Source organism: Halobacillus sp. B23F22_5, from assembly GCF_043497085.1.
Classification (GTDB): Bacteria; Bacillota; Bacilli; order Bacillales; family Halobacillaceae; genus Thalassobacillus.
The window spans coordinates 109,438-126,593 of the sequence record NZ_JBIEKI010000005.1 but is presented as its reverse complement, the minus strand read 5'-3'; the positions used below and the strand labels follow the sequence as shown (position 1 = coordinate 126,593).

17 protein-coding genes and 1 riboswitch are annotated in these 17,156 nt (G+C 38.8%); of the genes, 10 read left to right on the top strand and 7 right to left on the bottom strand.

Annotated features, from left to right (window positions below; genetic code table 11):
- The first annotated feature begins 223 nt into the window (after positions 1-223).
- From ACGTN9_RS09280 to ACGTN9_RS09250, 7 genes are all read left to right on the top strand, one after another.
- Entirely contained in the window at positions 224-1,558 is a 1,335-nt protein-coding gene (locus ACGTN9_RS09280) for a Na+/H+ antiporter NhaC family protein (RefSeq protein ID WP_499592113.1), read from the top strand.
- A 122-nt stretch (positions 1,559-1,680) separates the two neighbouring features.
- Complete coding sequence (locus ACGTN9_RS09275) at positions 1,681-1,971, top strand: hypothetical protein (RefSeq protein ID WP_499592111.1); 291 nt, start codon at positions 1,681-1,683, stop codon at positions 1,969-1,971.
- Positions 1,972-2,030: 59 nt separating this feature from the next.
- Positions 2,031-2,408, top strand: coding sequence for a hypothetical protein (locus ACGTN9_RS09270; RefSeq protein ID WP_499592109.1), 378 nt, complete (start codon positions 2,031-2,033; stop codon positions 2,406-2,408).
- 110 nt (positions 2,409-2,518) lie between these two features.
- The gene (locus ACGTN9_RS09265; protein ID WP_499592107.1) at positions 2,519-2,935 is read left to right on the top strand and encodes a DUF4181 domain-containing protein; all 417 of its coding nucleotides are present in this window, start codon (positions 2,519-2,521) and stop codon (positions 2,933-2,935) included.
- Between the two features lie 15 nt (positions 2,936-2,950).
- Positions 2,951-3,475: a hypothetical protein gene (locus tag ACGTN9_RS09260; RefSeq protein ID WP_499592105.1), complete on the top strand. Its 525-nt coding sequence runs from the start codon at positions 2,951-2,953 to the stop codon at positions 3,473-3,475.
- Positions 3,476-3,478: 3 nt separating this feature from the next.
- Positions 3,479-4,153 (top strand): VOC family protein, encoded by a 675-nt coding sequence (locus ACGTN9_RS09255; protein WP_499592103.1) that lies wholly within the window; start codon positions 3,479-3,481, stop codon positions 4,151-4,153.
- Positions 4,154-4,220: 67 nt separating this feature from the next.
- Positions 4,221-5,033 carry a helix-turn-helix transcriptional regulator gene (locus tag ACGTN9_RS09250; RefSeq protein WP_499592101.1) on the top strand — a complete coding sequence of 271 codons (813 nt, stop codon included), beginning with the start codon at positions 4,221-4,223 and terminating at the stop codon, positions 5,031-5,033.
- Here the strand turns inward: ACGTN9_RS09250 and ACGTN9_RS09245 are convergent.
- Positions 4,968-6,215: an MFS transporter gene (locus ACGTN9_RS09245; protein ID WP_499592434.1), complete on the bottom strand. Its 1,248-nt coding sequence runs from the start codon at positions 6,213-6,215 to the stop codon at positions 4,968-4,970. The genes ACGTN9_RS09250 and ACGTN9_RS09245 overlap by 66 nt on opposite strands.
- 847 nt (positions 6,216-7,062) lie before the next feature.
- A complete protein-coding gene (locus ACGTN9_RS09240; protein WP_499592432.1) occupies positions 7,063-7,458 on the bottom strand; it encodes an SET domain-containing protein in 396 nt (131 codons plus the stop codon).
- A gap of 204 nt (positions 7,459-7,662) precedes the next feature.
- On the opposite strand from ACGTN9_RS09240, the gene ACGTN9_RS09235 reads away from it, so the two are divergent.
- Entirely contained in the window at positions 7,663-7,926 is a 264-nt protein-coding gene (locus ACGTN9_RS09235) for a DUF4190 domain-containing protein (protein ID WP_499592099.1), read from the top strand.
- 270 nt (positions 7,927-8,196) lie between these two features.
- On the opposite strand, the gene dapA is transcribed toward ACGTN9_RS09235, so the two are convergent.
- From dapA to ACGTN9_RS09215, 4 genes are all read right to left on the bottom strand, one after another.
- Complete coding sequence (dapA, locus tag ACGTN9_RS09230; protein ID WP_499592097.1) at positions 8,197-9,084, bottom strand: 4-hydroxy-tetrahydrodipicolinate synthase; 888 nt, start codon at positions 9,082-9,084, stop codon at positions 8,197-8,199.
- A 129-nt stretch (positions 9,085-9,213) separates the two neighbouring features.
- A riboswitch (Lysine riboswitch) is annotated at positions 9,214-9,392 on the bottom strand.
- Positions 9,393-9,541: 149 nt separating this feature from the next.
- Complete coding sequence (gene sat, locus ACGTN9_RS09225; protein WP_499592095.1) at positions 9,542-10,687, bottom strand: sulfate adenylyltransferase; 1,146 nt, start codon at positions 10,685-10,687, stop codon at positions 9,542-9,544.
- A gap of 18 nt (positions 10,688-10,705) precedes the next feature.
- On the bottom strand, positions 10,706-11,293 hold the full coding sequence (gene cysC, locus ACGTN9_RS09220) for an adenylyl-sulfate kinase (RefSeq protein WP_499592093.1): 588 nt from the start codon (positions 11,291-11,293) through the stop codon (positions 10,706-10,708).
- A 7-nt stretch (positions 11,294-11,300) separates the two neighbouring features.
- The gene (locus tag ACGTN9_RS09215; RefSeq protein WP_499592091.1) at positions 11,301-12,557 is read right to left on the bottom strand and encodes an SLC13 family permease; all 1,257 of its coding nucleotides are present in this window, start codon (positions 12,555-12,557) and stop codon (positions 11,301-11,303) included.
- A gap of 196 nt (positions 12,558-12,753) precedes the next feature.
- Here ACGTN9_RS09215 and ACGTN9_RS09210 point away from each other — a divergent pair, with 196 nt between their 5' ends.
- Positions 12,754-13,467 carry a sulfotransferase family 2 domain-containing protein gene (locus ACGTN9_RS09210; RefSeq protein WP_499592089.1) on the top strand — a complete coding sequence of 238 codons (714 nt, stop codon included), beginning with the start codon at positions 12,754-12,756 and terminating at the stop codon, positions 13,465-13,467.
- Positions 13,468-13,565: 98 nt separating this feature from the next.
- Here the strand turns inward: ACGTN9_RS09210 and ACGTN9_RS09205 are convergent, their stop codons facing one another.
- Positions 13,566-14,933, bottom strand: a complete 1,368-nt coding sequence (locus ACGTN9_RS09205) for an N-acetylmuramoyl-L-alanine amidase (protein WP_499592087.1) — start codon at positions 14,931-14,933, stop codon at positions 13,566-13,568.
- A 1,738-nt stretch (positions 14,934-16,671) separates the two neighbouring features.
- On the opposite strand from ACGTN9_RS09205, the gene ACGTN9_RS09200 reads away from it, so the two are divergent.
- On the top strand, positions 16,672-17,121 hold the full coding sequence (locus ACGTN9_RS09200; RefSeq protein WP_499592085.1) for a DUF5392 family protein: 450 nt from the start codon (positions 16,672-16,674) through the stop codon (positions 17,119-17,121).
- Positions 17,122-17,156: the final 35 nt, after the last annotated feature.

Sequence of the window (17,156 nt, the reverse complement as noted above, 5' to 3'; positions counted from 1 at the left end):
GAAAATATAAAAATTTCTTTTTGTGGATAACTTTCGGTAGTGGGTGTCATCCAGCTCCAGCGCCTACCCCCTCGAGGTCTTAAGTCAATCCTCTCTGTGACAAAGAACGTCACGCCGAGGCTTGTCTTAAGCTTGTCGGGGGTGAGCAAGGCGCTTGCGCTTTTGTTCTTATGACAAAAATCCACCTAGAATGGACATAATGTAAGTAATTGGAGGGAAATACATGCAGGATAAAAAAATAACGGGGAATCCGCTGGCGCTGATTCCCTTTGGAATATTCATCCTACTATTCATAGGCTCAGGGGTTGTCACGGGGGACTTTTACAAGATGCCCGTCCTTGTCGCTGTTTTCGTAGCTATTTTTGCTGCATTATTTATGAATCGAAAAGAGAGTTTTCAAACGAAAGTGATGCAGCTGGCGGAAGGAGGCGGGCACCCGAATATCATCCTGATGGTGATCATTTTCTTGTTAGCAGGAGCGTTCGCCTCTGTCGCAGAAGGAATGGGAGCGGTTGAGTCGACGGTCAATCTCGGATTGACATTCCTTCCACAGAGTTTGCTTGTGGTCGGCCTGTTCGTCATTGGCTGTTTCATCTCGATTTCCATGGGGACTTCGGTCGGAACAATCGTTGCCCTGGCGCCGATTGCCCTTGGAGTTGCTGAGCAGACCGGAATCCCGGTCGCTCTCGTAATGGGCGCGGTGATCAGCGGCGCGATGTTCGGAGACAACCTGTCGATCATTTCTGATACGACGATTGCCGCTGTTCGCACACAAGGTACTAAGATGAAGGACAAGTTTAAAGCAAACTTATTCATCGTCCTTCCGGCGGCTGTCCTAACAGCAGTGATTTTCGGTGTGTTGAGTTCTGACACTGCAGGATCTTTAGAGGAAAGCCATCCATTTAACCTTATAAAAGTATTGCCGTACCTTGCTGTGCTTGGTTTTGCGATAGCTGGGATCAATGTCATCTTTGTACTGATCGGCGGAATTATTTTTGCCGGGATTGTCGGGCTTGCTTTTGGAGAGTTTGCCCTGATGGATTTTGTTACGCTAATCAGTGAAGGCTTCACAGGCATGCAGGAACTGACGATGCTCGTCATCCTGCTTGGTGGATTAGTAGAACTAATTCGCCGGAATGGTGGGATTGAGTACTTGTTGGAAAGTATAACAAAACGGATTGATAGCAATAAAGGCGGAGAATCAGGAATTGCCGGACTAGTCACAGCGGTCAATCTGGCCACAGCCAACAATACGATTTCAATCATTACAGCTGGTCCGCTGGCAAAGCAGATTTCAGAGCGATTCGCTATCGACAACCGTAGATCAGCCAGTCTTCTTGATATCTTTTCCAGTGCTGTTCAGGGTCTGATTCCTTATGGCGCACAGATACTGGCAGCTGCTGGAGTAGCCAAGATTTCTCCGGTGGAAATCGTCCCTTACAGCTTTTACCCGATGCTTCTTGCGTTGTCAGGGATTCTAGCCATCCTATTCCGGTTTCCGAAGTTCACCCGGACACCGCTAGAAAAAAGAAAAGAAGTAGATGTGACTTCTTCCTAACAGACAGGCTCCGTGTTTTACGGAGCCTGTTTTTTTGGTTTTTCCATTCGAGTACCATTATTGAAAGCTTTTTCTTGAGTAGTTCGTATAGATAGTAAACGCAGAAAGTTGGAGGGACACGGATGACAAGCTTATTATGGATTGGTTTCTTCCTCTTCTTATTGATCGGAGTGAGCAGGTTGATGGGGGAACGGAAAGGTAATATTACGTTTGATTTTGATAACTATTATATTCACTTAAAAGACCAGGTCTGTGCCATAACGGAAGAATTACTGGCACAGGGCAGGGAAGTAGAATATATCGATTATCGCACGTTCCTGGTTGATGGCGAGGAATATCTGTTGAGGGAAGCGCATGTCAGAGGGTATCAACGGCTGTTTTTGAAAAAAATCAATCGCAGGAAGAACTATTAATTGAAAGCCTATTGCATAATATAGCATATCTAAGTTTTTAGATTTTAAGGAGGTGAATGATGAAAGTAAAGCTCTGGATGATTCTATGCTTTATGATAGTAGTGATGGCTGGCTGTTTTGGCCATAAAACACTAGAATTTCACGGGAAAAGTGAAAAATGGGAAGTCAAATACCAGGCGGACATTAGAGGAGATGACAGCGAATCGACCAGCTTTAAAATAAGGTATATCGGTGAAGGGGAGCCTCCGGAAAAGATTGCATATAAGATGGACAGTCCATCTGGGGGGACAGCTGGTAATGATCATTTGAAAAATGGGGTCCTGGATTCTGCGGGATCCAGTTGTTCTGGCTGCGCGATCACCAGGGAAGATCATAAGATAAGTGTAACGATTGAATGGGATGGAGAAACAGAACGGATGATTTTAGAAAATAAATAAAAATGACTTTATCGAGCGCTGCGTTTGACTAGCAGGGCTTTTTTATAGGAATAATGTATTGTTTTAATTTTCTGTTTTTGAAATAATTGGTAGGGATGGAGTTGATGGATATGGAAAATTACGGCTCTCCACCTGGTTTTTGGCTGGATTTCCTAAATGTCATGGCATTGGTTATTTTTATGGTAATCATTATACCGAGTTTTCTTCGCCGTATCATGATGGCGGATAAACAACCATGGTTTTCTAATAGTTATCTGAACCCGTTTCACAAAAAAGGGGCTATTGGGATTCGTGTAGTTGGATTTATAGCACTTATTATTTTAGTCATCTTATATCCGACTCAGTATACACTTTTTGTCGTCCCGTTTGTCATTAATATGACTGAGTTAGGGTTTAGGGCTTATATCGAATGGGATGTTTCTGATAACCGGAGCAACTATAAGGTGACGCTGATTGAGATATTCTTATCAACCGTGGCGATTTCATGGGTTTTATGGTGGCTGGGAAACAATGTAGTGTCATGGTAAAGAAAGAGGTTTGGTATGAAGCGGCTAGTATGTTTGGTCTTATTTTTTATCTTTATAGCAGGATGTCAGAATAAAGAGTTAGAAATGACTACGATGGCAGACCTGTTAGATAAAGAGAGGCCTGTATCTTTCCTTGAAATGAATATTAATGACTTTCATTACAATATGAATGAGCAGGCAAAAACTACAGAGGAAGATAAAATTAAAAAGTTCAAAAATATAATCAATGGGCTTGAATTACAAGCGGTAAAGAAAGAACAGAGCAGTGATGTATATAAAAAGTTGAATAATTTAAGAAACGACGGAAAATCGCTTATTACTTTTATGAAACACAGTAAAAACTCGGAAGGTTCTTTAATGCTTGAATTAACTGCTGATGGTTCAGGTTTGTTCGTCAATTTTGACAAAGGTATTGCCGGTCCCTTATATAAGGTGGTTAATGGAAATTCGGAAATATATGATAAGCTGCATGCCTACTATTTATCTATCAATAAAGAAGTGCCGCTGCAAGAACATGAAGGTAAGGAGAGGGAGGGTTAAGCATTGAATATTAGGAAAGTGGTGTTACATACAACAAAGCTGAAAGAAATGAAAGATTTCTATGTCAGCAGGCTTGGTTTTCTTTTATTGCAAGAGGATTATAACCGTTTTCGTATTGCGGTCGGTGACAGTGAATTAGAGTTTACATCAGAAAACGTTGAAGGCAATCCTTATTATCATTTTGCTTTTAATATACCTTCTAACAAATTTACCGAAGCAAAAGCATGGACGAAAGATAAGGTTCGTTTGAATGCGGAAGATGGAGAAGATGACGTATATTTTTCTCACATGGATGCCCATGCATTTTATTTCTATGATCCTGCTGGAAATATAGTGGAGTTCATTTCAAGGTCTACATCACTAGAAAGGGTAGAACCTTTTTCGGCAGCAAGTATTGTGAACATCAGTGAAATGAGTGTAACAGTAGACGATGCGATAACTGCCGGGGGAGAGCTAAGGGATATTGGGGTTAAGGAACGAGACAACGAGCCCATAAGTTCCACCTCCCTTAATTTTATGGGAGATAGAGCATTAGGAGTCTTTCTTTTATTAGTACAGCCAGGGAGGAAGTGGATATTCTCGGATAAAGAATCTGCGGTTTTTCCTATAGAAATAACACTTCAAAACAATAGGAAAGTCTGTATAAACAAAGATAACAAATTAGCTATAAATTCATAATTACGCAATGTAAGAGAATAATATTTTCAGCAAGCGCAATCAATGATTACATATTGGGGGATTATCTATGATATTGGATAACGAGAATGGGTTATTACTCATGCGCAGGGATCGCCTGGAAGAGCGGACCTGGAGAAGTGACACTTGTTATAAATTGATATTCTCCTATTTTGGAAAAGGGGCGTATCAGACACACAGTGGCGATCTGTCCATCGAGAAGGACGAGTTCTTCATTTTCAATCCAGAGGTAGATCATAAACAACTGAGCGTCACTCAGGAAAAGTTCCTTGTGGAAATCCAGCCATCATTGCTCAGGGAGGCAGCCGAACGGATGGGGATTCAACAAGCGGAACCTGAGTTTGCTTTGATTTCTTATAAGCATCCTCAGGTTCGCCAGTGGGTGTCATTTATTCGTGACTTTCTTTCTATTCATGAGCCCTCAGGCTCGACTTCTGGTCAGTTTTTTCTAGATAATAGTCTGACACAACTCTCCATTCTGATGCTTCAATTTGGGCCAGGATCCCATATGAATACGTTTCCTGCGCTCAAGTGTGAAGCAAATATTAACCTGGTGCTAACTGCCCTCCGTGAAAGTTATAGGGAAGACTGGACTTTAGATCAAATGGCAATGGTAGCGAGAATGAATAAGTATCAATTTGCACACATGTTTAAGTCAGAGCTTGGGGTCTCTCCCTATTCCTGGCTGCAATTATATCGGTTGTTTCGCAGTCAGCATTTCCTTTTGAATACCAATGAATCGATTCTTTCCATTGCTCTTCAGCACGGTTTTAAAAGTATTTCTTCCTACAACCAGCTATTTAAGAAAGTGTACCGTAAAACGCCGGGTGAATTTCGAAGCTTTAATGGGCTTAAAAAGTAACGCCCCTGTACTACTAATAATAATGAATAAGCCACTGGAGATCATTAGGACTTTTATTGGAATAATTAAAACTAAGAGACCATACAGCCCTAAGGATATCGTGTTGGAAAAGTACAAGAGCACAGCATTAGAGCTGAAGGCCCGGCCCAATTTTTCCTCGGGAACCAATGTCTGCAATAGATAAACACGTGCCAGCCCTGCAATTGGAAGTCCTACCCCTACGATTGCAGCTCCGATAAAGAAATGTGGAATGTCATACAGAAGACCATAATATAAAATCCCCGTCCCCCATATCAACGCCCCGATCAAGTAGTGACGTAACGTCATTTTTTTAATAAAGTAAGGCAAAAGGAGGTTTGTGATGATGACTACTCCGCCAAATACCCCTTGCAACATGCTGTAGAGTTCCTCGCTTTGTGAACTCATTTCGGTCAATGCAAGCAACATTCCTACTTGCCACACCCATGTATTGAAAAAGACAGTGATAAAAGTGAATAGAAATAACTGCCGGATCGTACGGTGTGCTTTTACCCATTCAATAAATTCTGCAATTGTAACATACACGGCCTTGATTGATTTGGTGGCAGTGTTTTTTGGTTCCTTTAAATCGACCTGGTATATAAAAAGGGCACTGATGGCATAGGTGAAAGCATCCACGGTAAAAAAGTGTACTGCGCCAAAGGAGTTTAATAGCCATACGGATAAAACAGGACTGATCACAGTCACACCTCGTGTCAGTGTGTCATTTATGCTATTTGCAGCCGTCCGTTCTCGTTCTCTGGTTATGGCAGGTAAAATAGAGCGATGAGCCGGGTTGAAGAAACAGCCGATGCTCTGGATGAGAAAACTTACAATAAGCAAGTAAATATAGGTAAGCATGTCAAAGTAGTATAGCAAAACAATGGACGAAATTAACGGAATGCGGGCAATATCCAAGTAGATTAACCATTTCTTTTTTGGCAGCCAATCTGCCATAACTCCCCCAATCAAACCGAATAGTAAATAGGGGAAAGATTCAGCCATCGCCATCCCTGTTGTATGGAGGCTGGAGCCAGTCAGGTCATAGGTTAAGAACAAGAAAGCCATTCCAGATAGGATGTCACCCAGACGGGATATGCCTCCAGCTAATAAATAATATCGAATATTTTTATTTTCCAAGATTGTCTTATACAAAGTAATCACCTCACTTATCAGCATAAAAGTAAGCGAGGCGACTTTCTTTCTATTTATTGCTGGAATGTCGAGCAATTTTCTGTTGTTCAATATAAAATTGAATATTGAGTTTCTTCCCTTATTTTGAAATAATTGGTAGTTAGGAGATAGTCTAAAGTTACCAGACGGGAAGGATGGTAGGAAACATTAGATTTTCTCTGTCGTGGAAATCATCTCACCGTAGTTCTAGTCTGAAGAAAGGGGGGATCATTATCCAAGAAGAGAAACACCCGATTCTTGATGATCCTTATGCGAGTACCCCTGAGATTACATGGGCTAACATTCAATCTGTGGCAATAATCTTCCTGGTTCCGTACTTCCTTGATCTACATTTTCTGCAGGTTCTTGCATTAGCTTATGTTCCTTTTTTAATTAAACATATTTATGAAAGGCAAAAATGGAAGGTAATAATAGGTGACCTCCTTACCATTACCGTCCTTTTGCTGATGTGGTTTTTTCAATATAAATAGTCAGTAAATGGTCAACCTGTTACGAAGCTGAGTTCCTCGCTTTTCGGATGAAAGAAAGGTATGGAAAGAGTATTTGCAGATGGTGCAGCAATGGGGAGCGGAAATTACATAAATGCAAACAGAATCCAAGGGTTATAGAAAAAGTTTCACCAGGCCACCGATCAGCAAAATAATCGATCCTGCTAAAAGGGCTATTTTTGTTGGCCGGTTAGCTTTATGAAAGATACGAGGAAACATTCTCAACACCTCCTTTTTGTTTTTGAGCTTATTGTATATATACGAATGAGCTATGTGAAAAGCTTCAATAATTCACAAAAAAAATACACCCAGAAAGCCGGGTGTAAATTTTACTCTTCGTTTTCTTCGTCATCTTCATTAAACCATAGCGGGGAATCGTTATCAGCTTCTCCGTTATAGTTGATGAAGATTTCTTCACCTGCTTTTATATCTCTGAAAGCATAGAAATCGAACGAGTCGTTATCAAAATTAATTTCGTAAACTGCGTTCGGTTTGTAGGAATGATTAAACATCATCCCGTAGCCTAACAGAAATGCTGTGTGGTTTTTACCATACTCGAAAGCATAGTCCGCCAGGTATGTTTTCTCAATATGTTCATGTTCTTCATTAGGATAGGGAAGCACTGGTGCCTGGTGGATTAGTTCCCCTTCCGCAATATCTTGTGTGGCGAATACGCCTTTATCAAGTGCATCATCAGATATAGTAGATGTTCTTACTTCAATCAAATTTTCACCGTCGCCTTCTTTATATTCGTAATGTTTGACTTTCCCCAGTCTGACAGGTAGTGAGTAAGAATGCAATCCCGATACTCCAAGGGGCCCTCCTGATTTCCCCGCTGTCAGAGAAAAAGGTGTATATCTATTTTTCCTTTTGAATAACGTTATTATGATATAACTTCGAAAAAAAGGAAGACCAAAGGGGATAAGGACATGGGTGAAAAAACGAAAACAAATAGTCATGCGGTAGTGGCCTTAATATTAGGAATCCTTGCTATCATGACTCCAGTAATCGGATTGGTTCTTGGTTTGGTCGGCATATTTGTTTCAAGGAAAGCACTTCGTGAAATGGAAGAGAGAAATGAAGATGGCAAAGGGTTTGCTACTACAGGGATGGTATGCAGTATCATCGGGGTTATCGTACAGTTGTTAGGAATACTCCTTATTGTTACCTTATCTTTATTTATGGTTGCTTAGTGAAAATGAATGGAAGAAGTGGTTACTGGTGCGAGTGTTATTAGAAATGCTGGCTAGTTTACTATTGGTCCTGGGCTGGTTCACCGCCGGTGTGGGAGCATATTTTTTGGTGGTATCCTTTGCTGCGGGAGGGATGTTGATCGCTTGCAGCATCCTTTTATTAGGAGTGTTGTGTATTTTCACATCGAAGCAAATAGATAAACACATCCTTTCTACATAAATACAAAAAGCGATGGAACCGTGGGAGGTTTCCATCGCTTTTTATTTTCCTCAACCAGCAGCTGTAAATTTATAAGCTGGCAGGTTTTGTTTCAATGCATTTAATTCTTCGCTGTTCAGCGGAACCATCGGCAGGCGCACATCACCAACAGGGATGCCCATCAGATTTAAGGCTGCTTTTACCGGGGATGGACTTGGCTGTGCAAACATCGCATTCATCACTGGAAGGATTTCCTGGTGAATGGCTGCTGCGCGTTTTACATCACCGTAATTGTAGCTGTTGACCATTTCCTGCATTTCATTTCCGAGGATATGAGCGGATACAGATACAATCCCGGTGCCGCCGATTGCCAGTACCGGAAGGGTCAATCCATCGTCACCACTATACAAAGTGAAATCCTCAGGAGTTTTCGTGATGATTTCTGTCATCGCATCCAGATCTCCACTCGCTTCTTTTACAGAAACGATATTGTCGAGTTCAGACAAGCGGATAATTGTTTCCGGTGCGATTTTAGCAGCGCTTCGTCCTGGAATATTGTACAGCATCACTGGCAGGGAGGTGGCTTCCGCTACTGCTTTATAATGCTGGAACAACCCTTCCTGGGAAGGCTTATTGTAATATGGCGTTGTAAGCATAATCGCATCGACGCCGGTCTGTTCAGCCTGTCTTGTCAACTCGATTGATGCTCGTGTATTATTCGAACCGGTTCCTGCAATTACGGCTGCTCTTCCGTCTGCAACTTGAGCGACGAAACGGAACAACTCAAGCTTTTCTGCGTCGGTCAACGTAGGGGATTCCCCTGTAGTTCCTGCTACCACTAAACCGTCCGAACCGTTAGCGATTAAGTAATTGACTAATGTACGTGCAGCATTGAAATCGATCTCACCATTCTGGTCAAATGGGGTAACCATTGCGGTTAACACTTGGCCGAAGTTCATAGCATTTCACACCCTTTTGTAAAATTTTAAATAAGAGGCGTTTTATAGAGCCATTCCCATTTATCGCATTAAAAAAACAACAACGAGGGTTCGCTGTTGCAGTAGAAACGTCAAATGATGCGTTCCATTGCGTAAGATAGCCCTCCATATAGTCGCCTATATGACAGTCCTGTATTTATTCAATAGCAGAACCAACTTCGAGAACATGAGATTCTCTCCGCTTCGGCGAATTCCCCTTTCCACAATATTCGCTGGACCTCATGATCCTCCCACTGTGTACTGATGGTTTTCGCACCTCTATCCCGCTTCAACTTATTGAAGCAAGAAAATATTTAATTGATTGTACTGTAACAAAAATTTGATCCAATTACAAGGGTTTAAGTCAAGTTTATATTAATAAGGATTTAAGTACAATAGGAGAGTGGTTAACCACATTAGTTATTCTGGAAAGTAAAAATTAGGGACGCTCAGTGTTCAACCCTTCGATTAGCGACTGAATAACCTCTAATCGACTAAATTCTTTTGGGGGAAGTTCTCCTCTTCTTAGCATTTCCCTTACTTTTGTCCCTGATAAATGTATATGATCCTGTGTTCCATGGGGGCATGTTTTTTTTGTTGTAATTTGGCTGCATTTTTTACAGTAATAAGCATGGTCAAAAAATATTGGCTTAATGCCTAGCTCATTTTTGCTGAATAACGAAAAAATTTCTTGTGCTTCATAAGTTCCATAATAATCCCCTACTCCAGCATGGTCACGTCCTACAATAAAATGTGAACATCCGTAATTTTTTCGAATAAGGGCATGAAAGATTGCCTCCCTTGGTCCTGCATATCGCATAGCAGCCGGGAATACACCCAAATGGACTCGATTTTTTGGATAGTAATTTTGGAGTAGAACCTGATAGCTGTTCATTCGTATCTCAGATGGGATATCGTCAGCTTTTGTTTCTCCGACAAGAGGATGTAAAAAAAGACCATCTACTACTTCCAATGAACACTTTTGTATATATTCATGTGCACGATGAATAGGATTTCTTGTTTGGAAGGCTACAATTGTTTCCCATCCCCTTTTAATGAATTCTTCCCTTGTCTCTTTTGGTTTACAATAAAAATCCGGAAATAAGTTTTTGGATCTGGGAGGTCTGACTAATGTAATAGGACCTGCTAAGTAAACGTCAGGTCGATTAAAGAGTTTTGCTACTCCAGGGTGAGCAGGGTCAGTGGTTTTGAATACTTGTTTTGCTTCTAGCTTTTTATCAGGTTTATATTTTTCATTTAATTGAAGAATTCCATATACTTCGTCAGCAAATACCAGTTTTATCTTTTCCCCAATTGTAAGACGTGAAGAAAGGGCTGCAGTAACTGGCAGTGTAATAGGTATACTCCATACCAATCCATTAGCTAATCTCATTTTTTCCACCACTGAATTATAATCTTTTTCTCCTATATACCCTGTCAAAGGACTATAGGCCCCTGTAGCGATTAACTCTAAATCAGAAAGAGCCATTAAATCTAATTCAATTTCTTTTGATATAGAGCTATAATCATAATTATAATCTACTTTGGAAATCAGTTTATGTCCATGTGGTTCTATAATAGTCATAATAATACCCTTTCTTTCTTAAATTCTATCTTGAATAAAATCCACCAAATGATTCACAGAGCTTGATATGGATTTTTCAGTTGTGTCGATAACTACTTCTGGTGCTAAAGGTTCTTCATAATCTTGTGAAATACCAGTGAAATTACTTATCTTTCCTTCAAGGGCTTTTTTATAAAGACCCTTAGGATCCCTTTTCTTACATTCTTCAACAGAACATTTAACGAATACTTCAACAAATGTATTATCTTTAAACCTTTGACGAGCTTCATCCCTATCTTTTCTATAGGGTGAAATTGCGGCGACGAAGACAACCATTCCTGCATCAACAAACAATTTTCCAATTTCAGAAATTCGGCGAATGTTTTCCGCTCTATCCTTAGGAGTAAATTCTAAATTGTTATTAATGCCATGTCGCAGGTTATCTCCATCAAGCAAGTACGTATGGATACCCTGATTAAATAATTCTCTTTCTACATGGTTAGCAATTGTAGATTTACCAGCCCCTGATAATCCAGTAAGCCATATAATTAAGCTTTTATGACCATAAGCTTTCTCTCGTTCTTCTTTTGATACATTGGTTTGGTTCCAAGTGATATGCTCACTCATAAAAAACTTACCTCCAAATTAAAAATGTGAGTGATACAGTACAAATTAAACAAAAAATACTTAGTAAAAATCCGACCTTTAAATAATCGGTAAATCTATAACCTCCTGGGCCGTAAATAATTAGGTTTGTTTGATATCCAATTGGGGTGATGAAACTGCATGAAGCAGAAATTGCTATTATCATCGCAAACATTTTGGGGTCGATTCCTATTTCTAACGCAACCGAATGTCCCAAAGGAAACATCATAGCTGCGGCAGCAATATTATGAGATATTTCAGTTAGTACCATTGTTACCAGATAAATTGTTATCGCTGTTCCTAATAAACCAAATATGTCATTTATATATAATATTGCAATTGAAATCGCTTCGGTTACTCCTGATTTTTCTATAGCTGCCCCTATCCCTATAGCAGAAGAGATAAGGATAATTACACTCCAATCAATCGATTTTCGTGCTTCTGCAGGACTTATCGATTTAGTAGCCAGTAAAATGAGGACAGCAATAATTGCAGCTTTTATGATGGAGATGAATTGGAAGGCTGCAAGGGTGAACATTACAAGTAAAACAAAGACTAATATTTTGTTGTTTCGAAAGAGATTTGTCTGTATATTTTCTGAATTATCGCTTTTCTCCATAGGTGTGAGGTTGCTTTTATAATTCCTGTGAGGAAGCAGGTGTCTGCCAATTAAATACATATAAACTAGGCCAACAAGGGTAAGAGGAATGCCGAGATAAGAGAATTCTAAAACCGTAAACCCTGGATGTCCGCTTTTCTGCAGCATACCGTGCACCATTAAATTCGTAGAAGTGCCATATAAAGTGATCGTTCCACCTAAAATTGCTGCATAGGATAAGGGGATTAATAGTTTAGAGGGATTAACCCCGTTGGATAATCCCCAATTACGTACAAGTGGGGTGAGCGTAGAAACTATAGGAGTATTATTGATAAAAGCTGATAACATTGAAACTGATATCATCATTTTAAGAAGGAGCAAAGGAAAATTTCCATTGTATTTTAATACTTTTTCAATCAGATAATGTAGTATACCACTATTAAATAATCCATTACTGATAATAAAAAGAAGGGCTATGGTAATTACACTTTTATTTGCAAAACCTTGAAAAGCTTCTTCAACTGAGATGACATTTGTTAATATAAAGATCGATAATACAGAAAAGAGAGTCAAATCAGGTGGGAACCACTGTTTAATTAATATGGTAAACATTCCTGCTAAAACAAGTGTTACATAAAAGATCTCCATCTAGAGCCCACCACCATGATATTGATAACTATGACTACAATATGCATTTTCTATACTTTTGTTATAAAAATGGGTATGGGTACTATCTTTCTTGCAGGGGTTACATAACAATGTTATAAACCCACACCTTTTGCTTAAAATCGTTTTATAATACAGTACATTGACCAAATAACATCAAAGAGAAGGATGAATTAGTGTGATTCATTTCAATAAAAATGACCTTGAACAAGATCGTTTAGTGTGTTTTTTGCATATACCAAAAACTGGTGGGAAAACGTTATGGAATATATTAGAGAAACAAAGTGAAGATGTCCTTGTTTGGCATGGGAAATTTTTTGAAGAGCTCAGTAAACCTTTTGAATTCTTTACATTCCTAAGGGATCCAGTTGATCGAGTGCTATCAACCTTTTACTATATACAGAATTATGAGCGCGATCCTTTGCATAAAAAAGTAAAGAGAATGAATTTCGAGGAATTTGTTGAATACATGAAGAATGAGGATATCGGAGATAAACCTTATCCTAAAAAAGATTTGCGTAGTATACGTTTTAGAACAGTAAATCTTGCTACCCGTTATTTATCAGGTGGTAATCCTTCAGATATAAAGAAGGCTAAAGAAAATCTTAAAAACTATTTCCCGGTTGTTGGTTTTACAGATATGTATAATGAATCACTGTTTTTATTAAAAGAGCATTTTAACTTTGATATTTCCAAAGTAGATAAAATAAATACTAACAGGAAACGGCCAAAAAAGAATGTTGTACCCAAATCCATCATTAAAACTATAGCTGAATTAAATAGCCTGGATATAGAATTGTATCAATCGGCAAAGGAAGAATTTAATAATAAATTAAACCAAATGGACAGCACATCAATCCAAAAGTTAAATCAATGGAAAGCTATGCATTAGTAGATATTTTATTGTTGGTATAGCTTTCACAGAATATCTTTCATTAACAGGAAAGGCCAGAACTAAGGAGTTCTGGCCTTTCCTGTTAATGAATTCACTTATAAATCGTTTAACAGCTCTTGCAATTCTACTTGCTGTGCATCAATTTGTTCAAGAGCATGGTTTATATTTCGTCTAAAAATACTTATAATACTTTGGCCATAATTGTTTCCTGGAACTGCCCATTTTCCGTTAAGCTGTGTCCAAGTAGTTGCGCTTCCTCTGTTGACTAGGTCAAATCTTGGATCGACTTTAGTATATCCATTTGGAATCGGTTCTGAGGATGCATAAGCATATAAGTGCTGGATATGAGCATGGACACCCTCTGCAGGGGTAGCGAAACTTGCTCCTGGATTATCTGGGCCAGTGGCTCCAATTCCGGCAAAGTTGTTTTGTTTATCGTCTACTACACCTGTAAAACGGAAGTAATCCGTTTCGTGAATAGCCTGCGCATACGCCACATCTGCTCTTATTCCATAAATTTCACCATATTCCATATAGTAGGCTCCAAGATCTGGAGCGTCCGGATTAATCGTTTTTACAAATTCCTCTAATTGACAAGGGTTTAAATGAATATCTCCTTGGATGGTAAAACGTTCTTCCGGGGTTGATGGAGGTGGGGAAGGCACTTCGCCTTCTGTCAGAATGAAAGCGTCTGTAATTCCGATGCTCTTCAATTTCTGTACTTGCTGTTCTGCATTTTCTCTTTGAGAATAAGCTCCAGCTTGCACTCTATAATATTGCTCTCCCGATATGGTAGTAGGCACGATAAAAGAATCAATGTTGTGAGTCGCTAGGTACTGAACTCGGTTTTCTGCATTGGTACGGTTTTTAAAAGAACCAGCAATGACCTTATAAAGAACACCTGGTACAGTTTTAGCCGGTAAATCAAAGGCTTCCTTAACTCCTTCCGCAATGGCTATAGAAACATCTTGAATAAATTCAGGATCGGTTAAATGCTCAAGGTCGTCAGGATTATCCAGAAATAGAACCTCTAATAATAATGCAGACATCTTTGTCTCCCTTAGCACATGAAAATTGGCTCGCTTTTTCCCTCTATCATTAATACCATATTTTGATTCCACGGAATCTAAGATCATATCATGAATAATGTTCTGATGGGCTTTAGTGGCCGGAGGGACAGTACCGCTAAAAATATAACTCTCAAAACCAGTTCCCCCAGCAGCATTGTTGTGAATGGATAGGAAGAAATCGGCATCCTTGGAATTTGCCAATCGGGTTCTTTCTTCTAATGAAACCGTTATATCCCTGGTTCTTGTCATTCCTATATCCACTTCGTAGTTTTTGAGCAGGTAATCTCTCACCTTTAAAGCGATTGAAAGATTAAATTGCTTCTCCTCATAACTTTTGTAAGTTGCCCCAGGATCATTTCCTCCATGTCCAGGGTCAATAATTATTTTTTTCATTCATTAGCCTCCTTTCAAGACTACTCATATTATATGAATAGTAAGACAATCCAGGTTGGACTATTATATAATTACAGATAAAAAAGGCACATGGTAAGGACTAGGCAATCTAGAAGGGTTAATGATAAAGTAATATTTCTTGTGTTAACTGAATATCTGTTTCGCCTGTGGTGTTATTGAGTTAACTTACCTGGAAGGAGTAGGTCATATTTATGCCCAAAAAAGGTTGAGTAGCTCGAGAAAACTGAATAATTCTCTTTAATCTAAAGAAACTGCTAAGTGAAGTGCTGATTCTCACAAATCGCTTATCAGTAGATAATTTCCTTGGAGAGGGGTACTTATTTAGTCTCACAGTTAGGTGTGGCGTTCGTTTCAGCATTTGGTGTGACAAAAGCTGTTTTAGCTATTTGTATCGCAGTCTTTATGTCTCTTGACGTAGAGATTAACGCTTGAGAAGCTAAATACGGCTATTGGGAAGTAGACCGTAAAAAAATATGTTAGTTACTCTAGGTTTTCCTGTAACAGTCGAACTGTTAATAATGCGGGTCGTGAAGTTGTTTAATTTTGGCTTTTATATAAATGCGAACAGCCTTGCAACTGCTATTGTTTTGGTATGTCAAGGTGTGTAGGTGTCAGTCAATATTAAGATGAGTAAAATTGATAAGTTACGAATCATATTAGATGTATTACAAATTGATTTCTTTATCCAGCCTATTTTGGAGGTTTCCTGATTTTAGTATGTGCTTAACGTTTTGAGTAATAAAAAAAAAGAAAGTCCATCACTACAAGTGGCATATGGGAATCTGTACGATTTTCGTTTATCTATGAAGAATCAAATTTGGTTGGGATATTTAGAGGAGTATGGTTTTTACTTGGGGATGATGATCTATTTTGATAGTAATTTAGAATAGACAACCGGGTTAAACAAGAGGTTTGTATAGGGAATTACTTCGATAATGATTCTCTGCTATTCAAAGAAAGGGTTTAATTAAGACAAAACCATTGTTAAGTAGAATGATTTTGCTGAATTTTAAAGTTTGTTTTTTCTTTAGCAGGTAATGAAAAAACTTTATAAAGTATCCAACCCATTATAACTACAAGGACCCCGGAAATTAAGATAACGAAAATCGTGGTGTTATTCATAATTAGATTCACCATATGCTATCCCCCTTTTTATTTTTCCATGGGATAACTATACCAACCATTATATTCATTAACATAGGAATCACTTCTTTATATTTGATAATCAACTGCTTCTTCTGTAAATTCACACTGATATTATACCTCCTACCTAATTCAACCAAAATTACAATGCTTTACCTTCTCTTGTATGTAAATTAGTAGCTAGTAATGTATTATTCGTTATTTTCGATTTTTTATTAATGGCGAGAACTATTGCAATCCAGATATTATTTTTAGCGGAGAAGGGCAAACCTTTCAACAGAAATTAAGCTTGTTGAAATTTTAAAGAGGTAAGTACAGCAACCGCTCCTAAAAATTGACCTATGACAAAGTGTCATATATAGTTTAGATATAGAACATAAAAGACATAATGTCACATAGAGGTGCATAAAAATATGGAAATTAACCCTGTTTATGTAGAGAAGCTAAAGAAGCTAGCCTTCGATTTGCGCCACAAAGGTGTAGATGTGAAAATTTGTAAAAAACCGATGGTTAAGCAGCTCGTACAAAGGGAAGATTGAATACTAACTTTATTATTAAGAAAAGGGGAAATCACATGAATTTTTCCATGACGGATATGCCGAATTCTGTGAAGCAAGAGGTGGAGGAACTAGAAAAAAACCTGTCACCAGTTACTAAAAAAGCTGCAAAGTATGTATTTTTGTCATTCCCTTTAATCGCAATCGCAACCGTTAACCTCCTAACGTTATTATTCATGGTACCGGAGGAAGAAGTAAGGTTATCATCCATTGCTATTTATGCACTTATCGGAGCGGTGGGTATGGCTTTATCGAAGGAAGCGAAACATAAACAAAAAGAAATCCAAAAGCGGAGCGTTGATTATATTATCGAGCGAATCCGAAAAAGTAATATCGCGACGGAGCGGGCCAAAAAGGATTTTACGGATCAGGTAAAGTCTCAGCCAATGAATGCGATGAAGCATTTCGTCGCATTCTTAGAAGAAGAAAAAAGACAAGAAAAGTTGAATTTATATAGAGGATATTAGAAAAAGGAACACCACATGCTGGTGTTTTCTTTACA

Bases quoted from the DNA above. Each gene is read 5' to 3' on its own strand.
- ACGTN9_RS09280 (WP_499592113.1), top strand. From the start codon at position 224: ATGCAGGATAAAAAAATAACGGGGAATCCGCTGGCGCTGATTCCCTTT.
- ACGTN9_RS09275 (WP_499592111.1), top strand. From the start codon at position 1,681: ATGACAAGCTTATTATGGATTGGTTTCTTCCTCTTCTTATTGATCGGA.
- ACGTN9_RS09270 (WP_499592109.1), top strand. From the start codon at position 2,031: ATGAAAGTAAAGCTCTGGATGATTCTATGCTTTATGATAGTAGTGATG.
- ACGTN9_RS09265 (WP_499592107.1), top strand. From the start codon at position 2,519: ATGGAAAATTACGGCTCTCCACCTGGTTTTTGGCTGGATTTCCTAAAT.
- ACGTN9_RS09260 (WP_499592105.1), top strand. From the start codon at position 2,951: ATGAAGCGGCTAGTATGTTTGGTCTTATTTTTTATCTTTATAGCAGGA.
- ACGTN9_RS09250 (WP_499592101.1), top strand. From the start codon at position 4,221: ATGATATTGGATAACGAGAATGGGTTATTACTCATGCGCAGGGATCGC.
- ACGTN9_RS09235 (WP_499592099.1), top strand. From the start codon at position 7,663: ATGGGTGAAAAAACGAAAACAAATAGTCATGCGGTAGTGGCCTTAATA.
- dapA (WP_499592097.1), bottom strand. From the start codon at position 9,084: ATGAACTTCGGCCAAGTGTTAACCGCAATGGTTACCCCATTTGACCAG.
- sat (WP_499592095.1), bottom strand. From the start codon at position 10,687: ATGACTATTATAGAACCACATGGACATAAACTGATTTCCAAAGTAGAT.
- cysC (WP_499592093.1), bottom strand. From the start codon at position 11,293: ATGAGTGAGCATATCACTTGGAACCAAACCAATGTATCAAAAGAAGAA.
- ACGTN9_RS09215 (WP_499592091.1), bottom strand. From the start codon at position 12,557: ATGGAGATCTTTTATGTAACACTTGTTTTAGCAGGAATGTTTACCATA.
- ACGTN9_RS09205 (WP_499592087.1), bottom strand. From the start codon at position 14,933: ATGAAAAAAATAATTATTGACCCTGGACATGGAGGAAATGATCCTGGG.
- ACGTN9_RS09200 (WP_499592085.1), top strand. From the start codon at position 16,672: ATGAATTTTTCCATGACGGATATGCCGAATTCTGTGAAGCAAGAGGTG.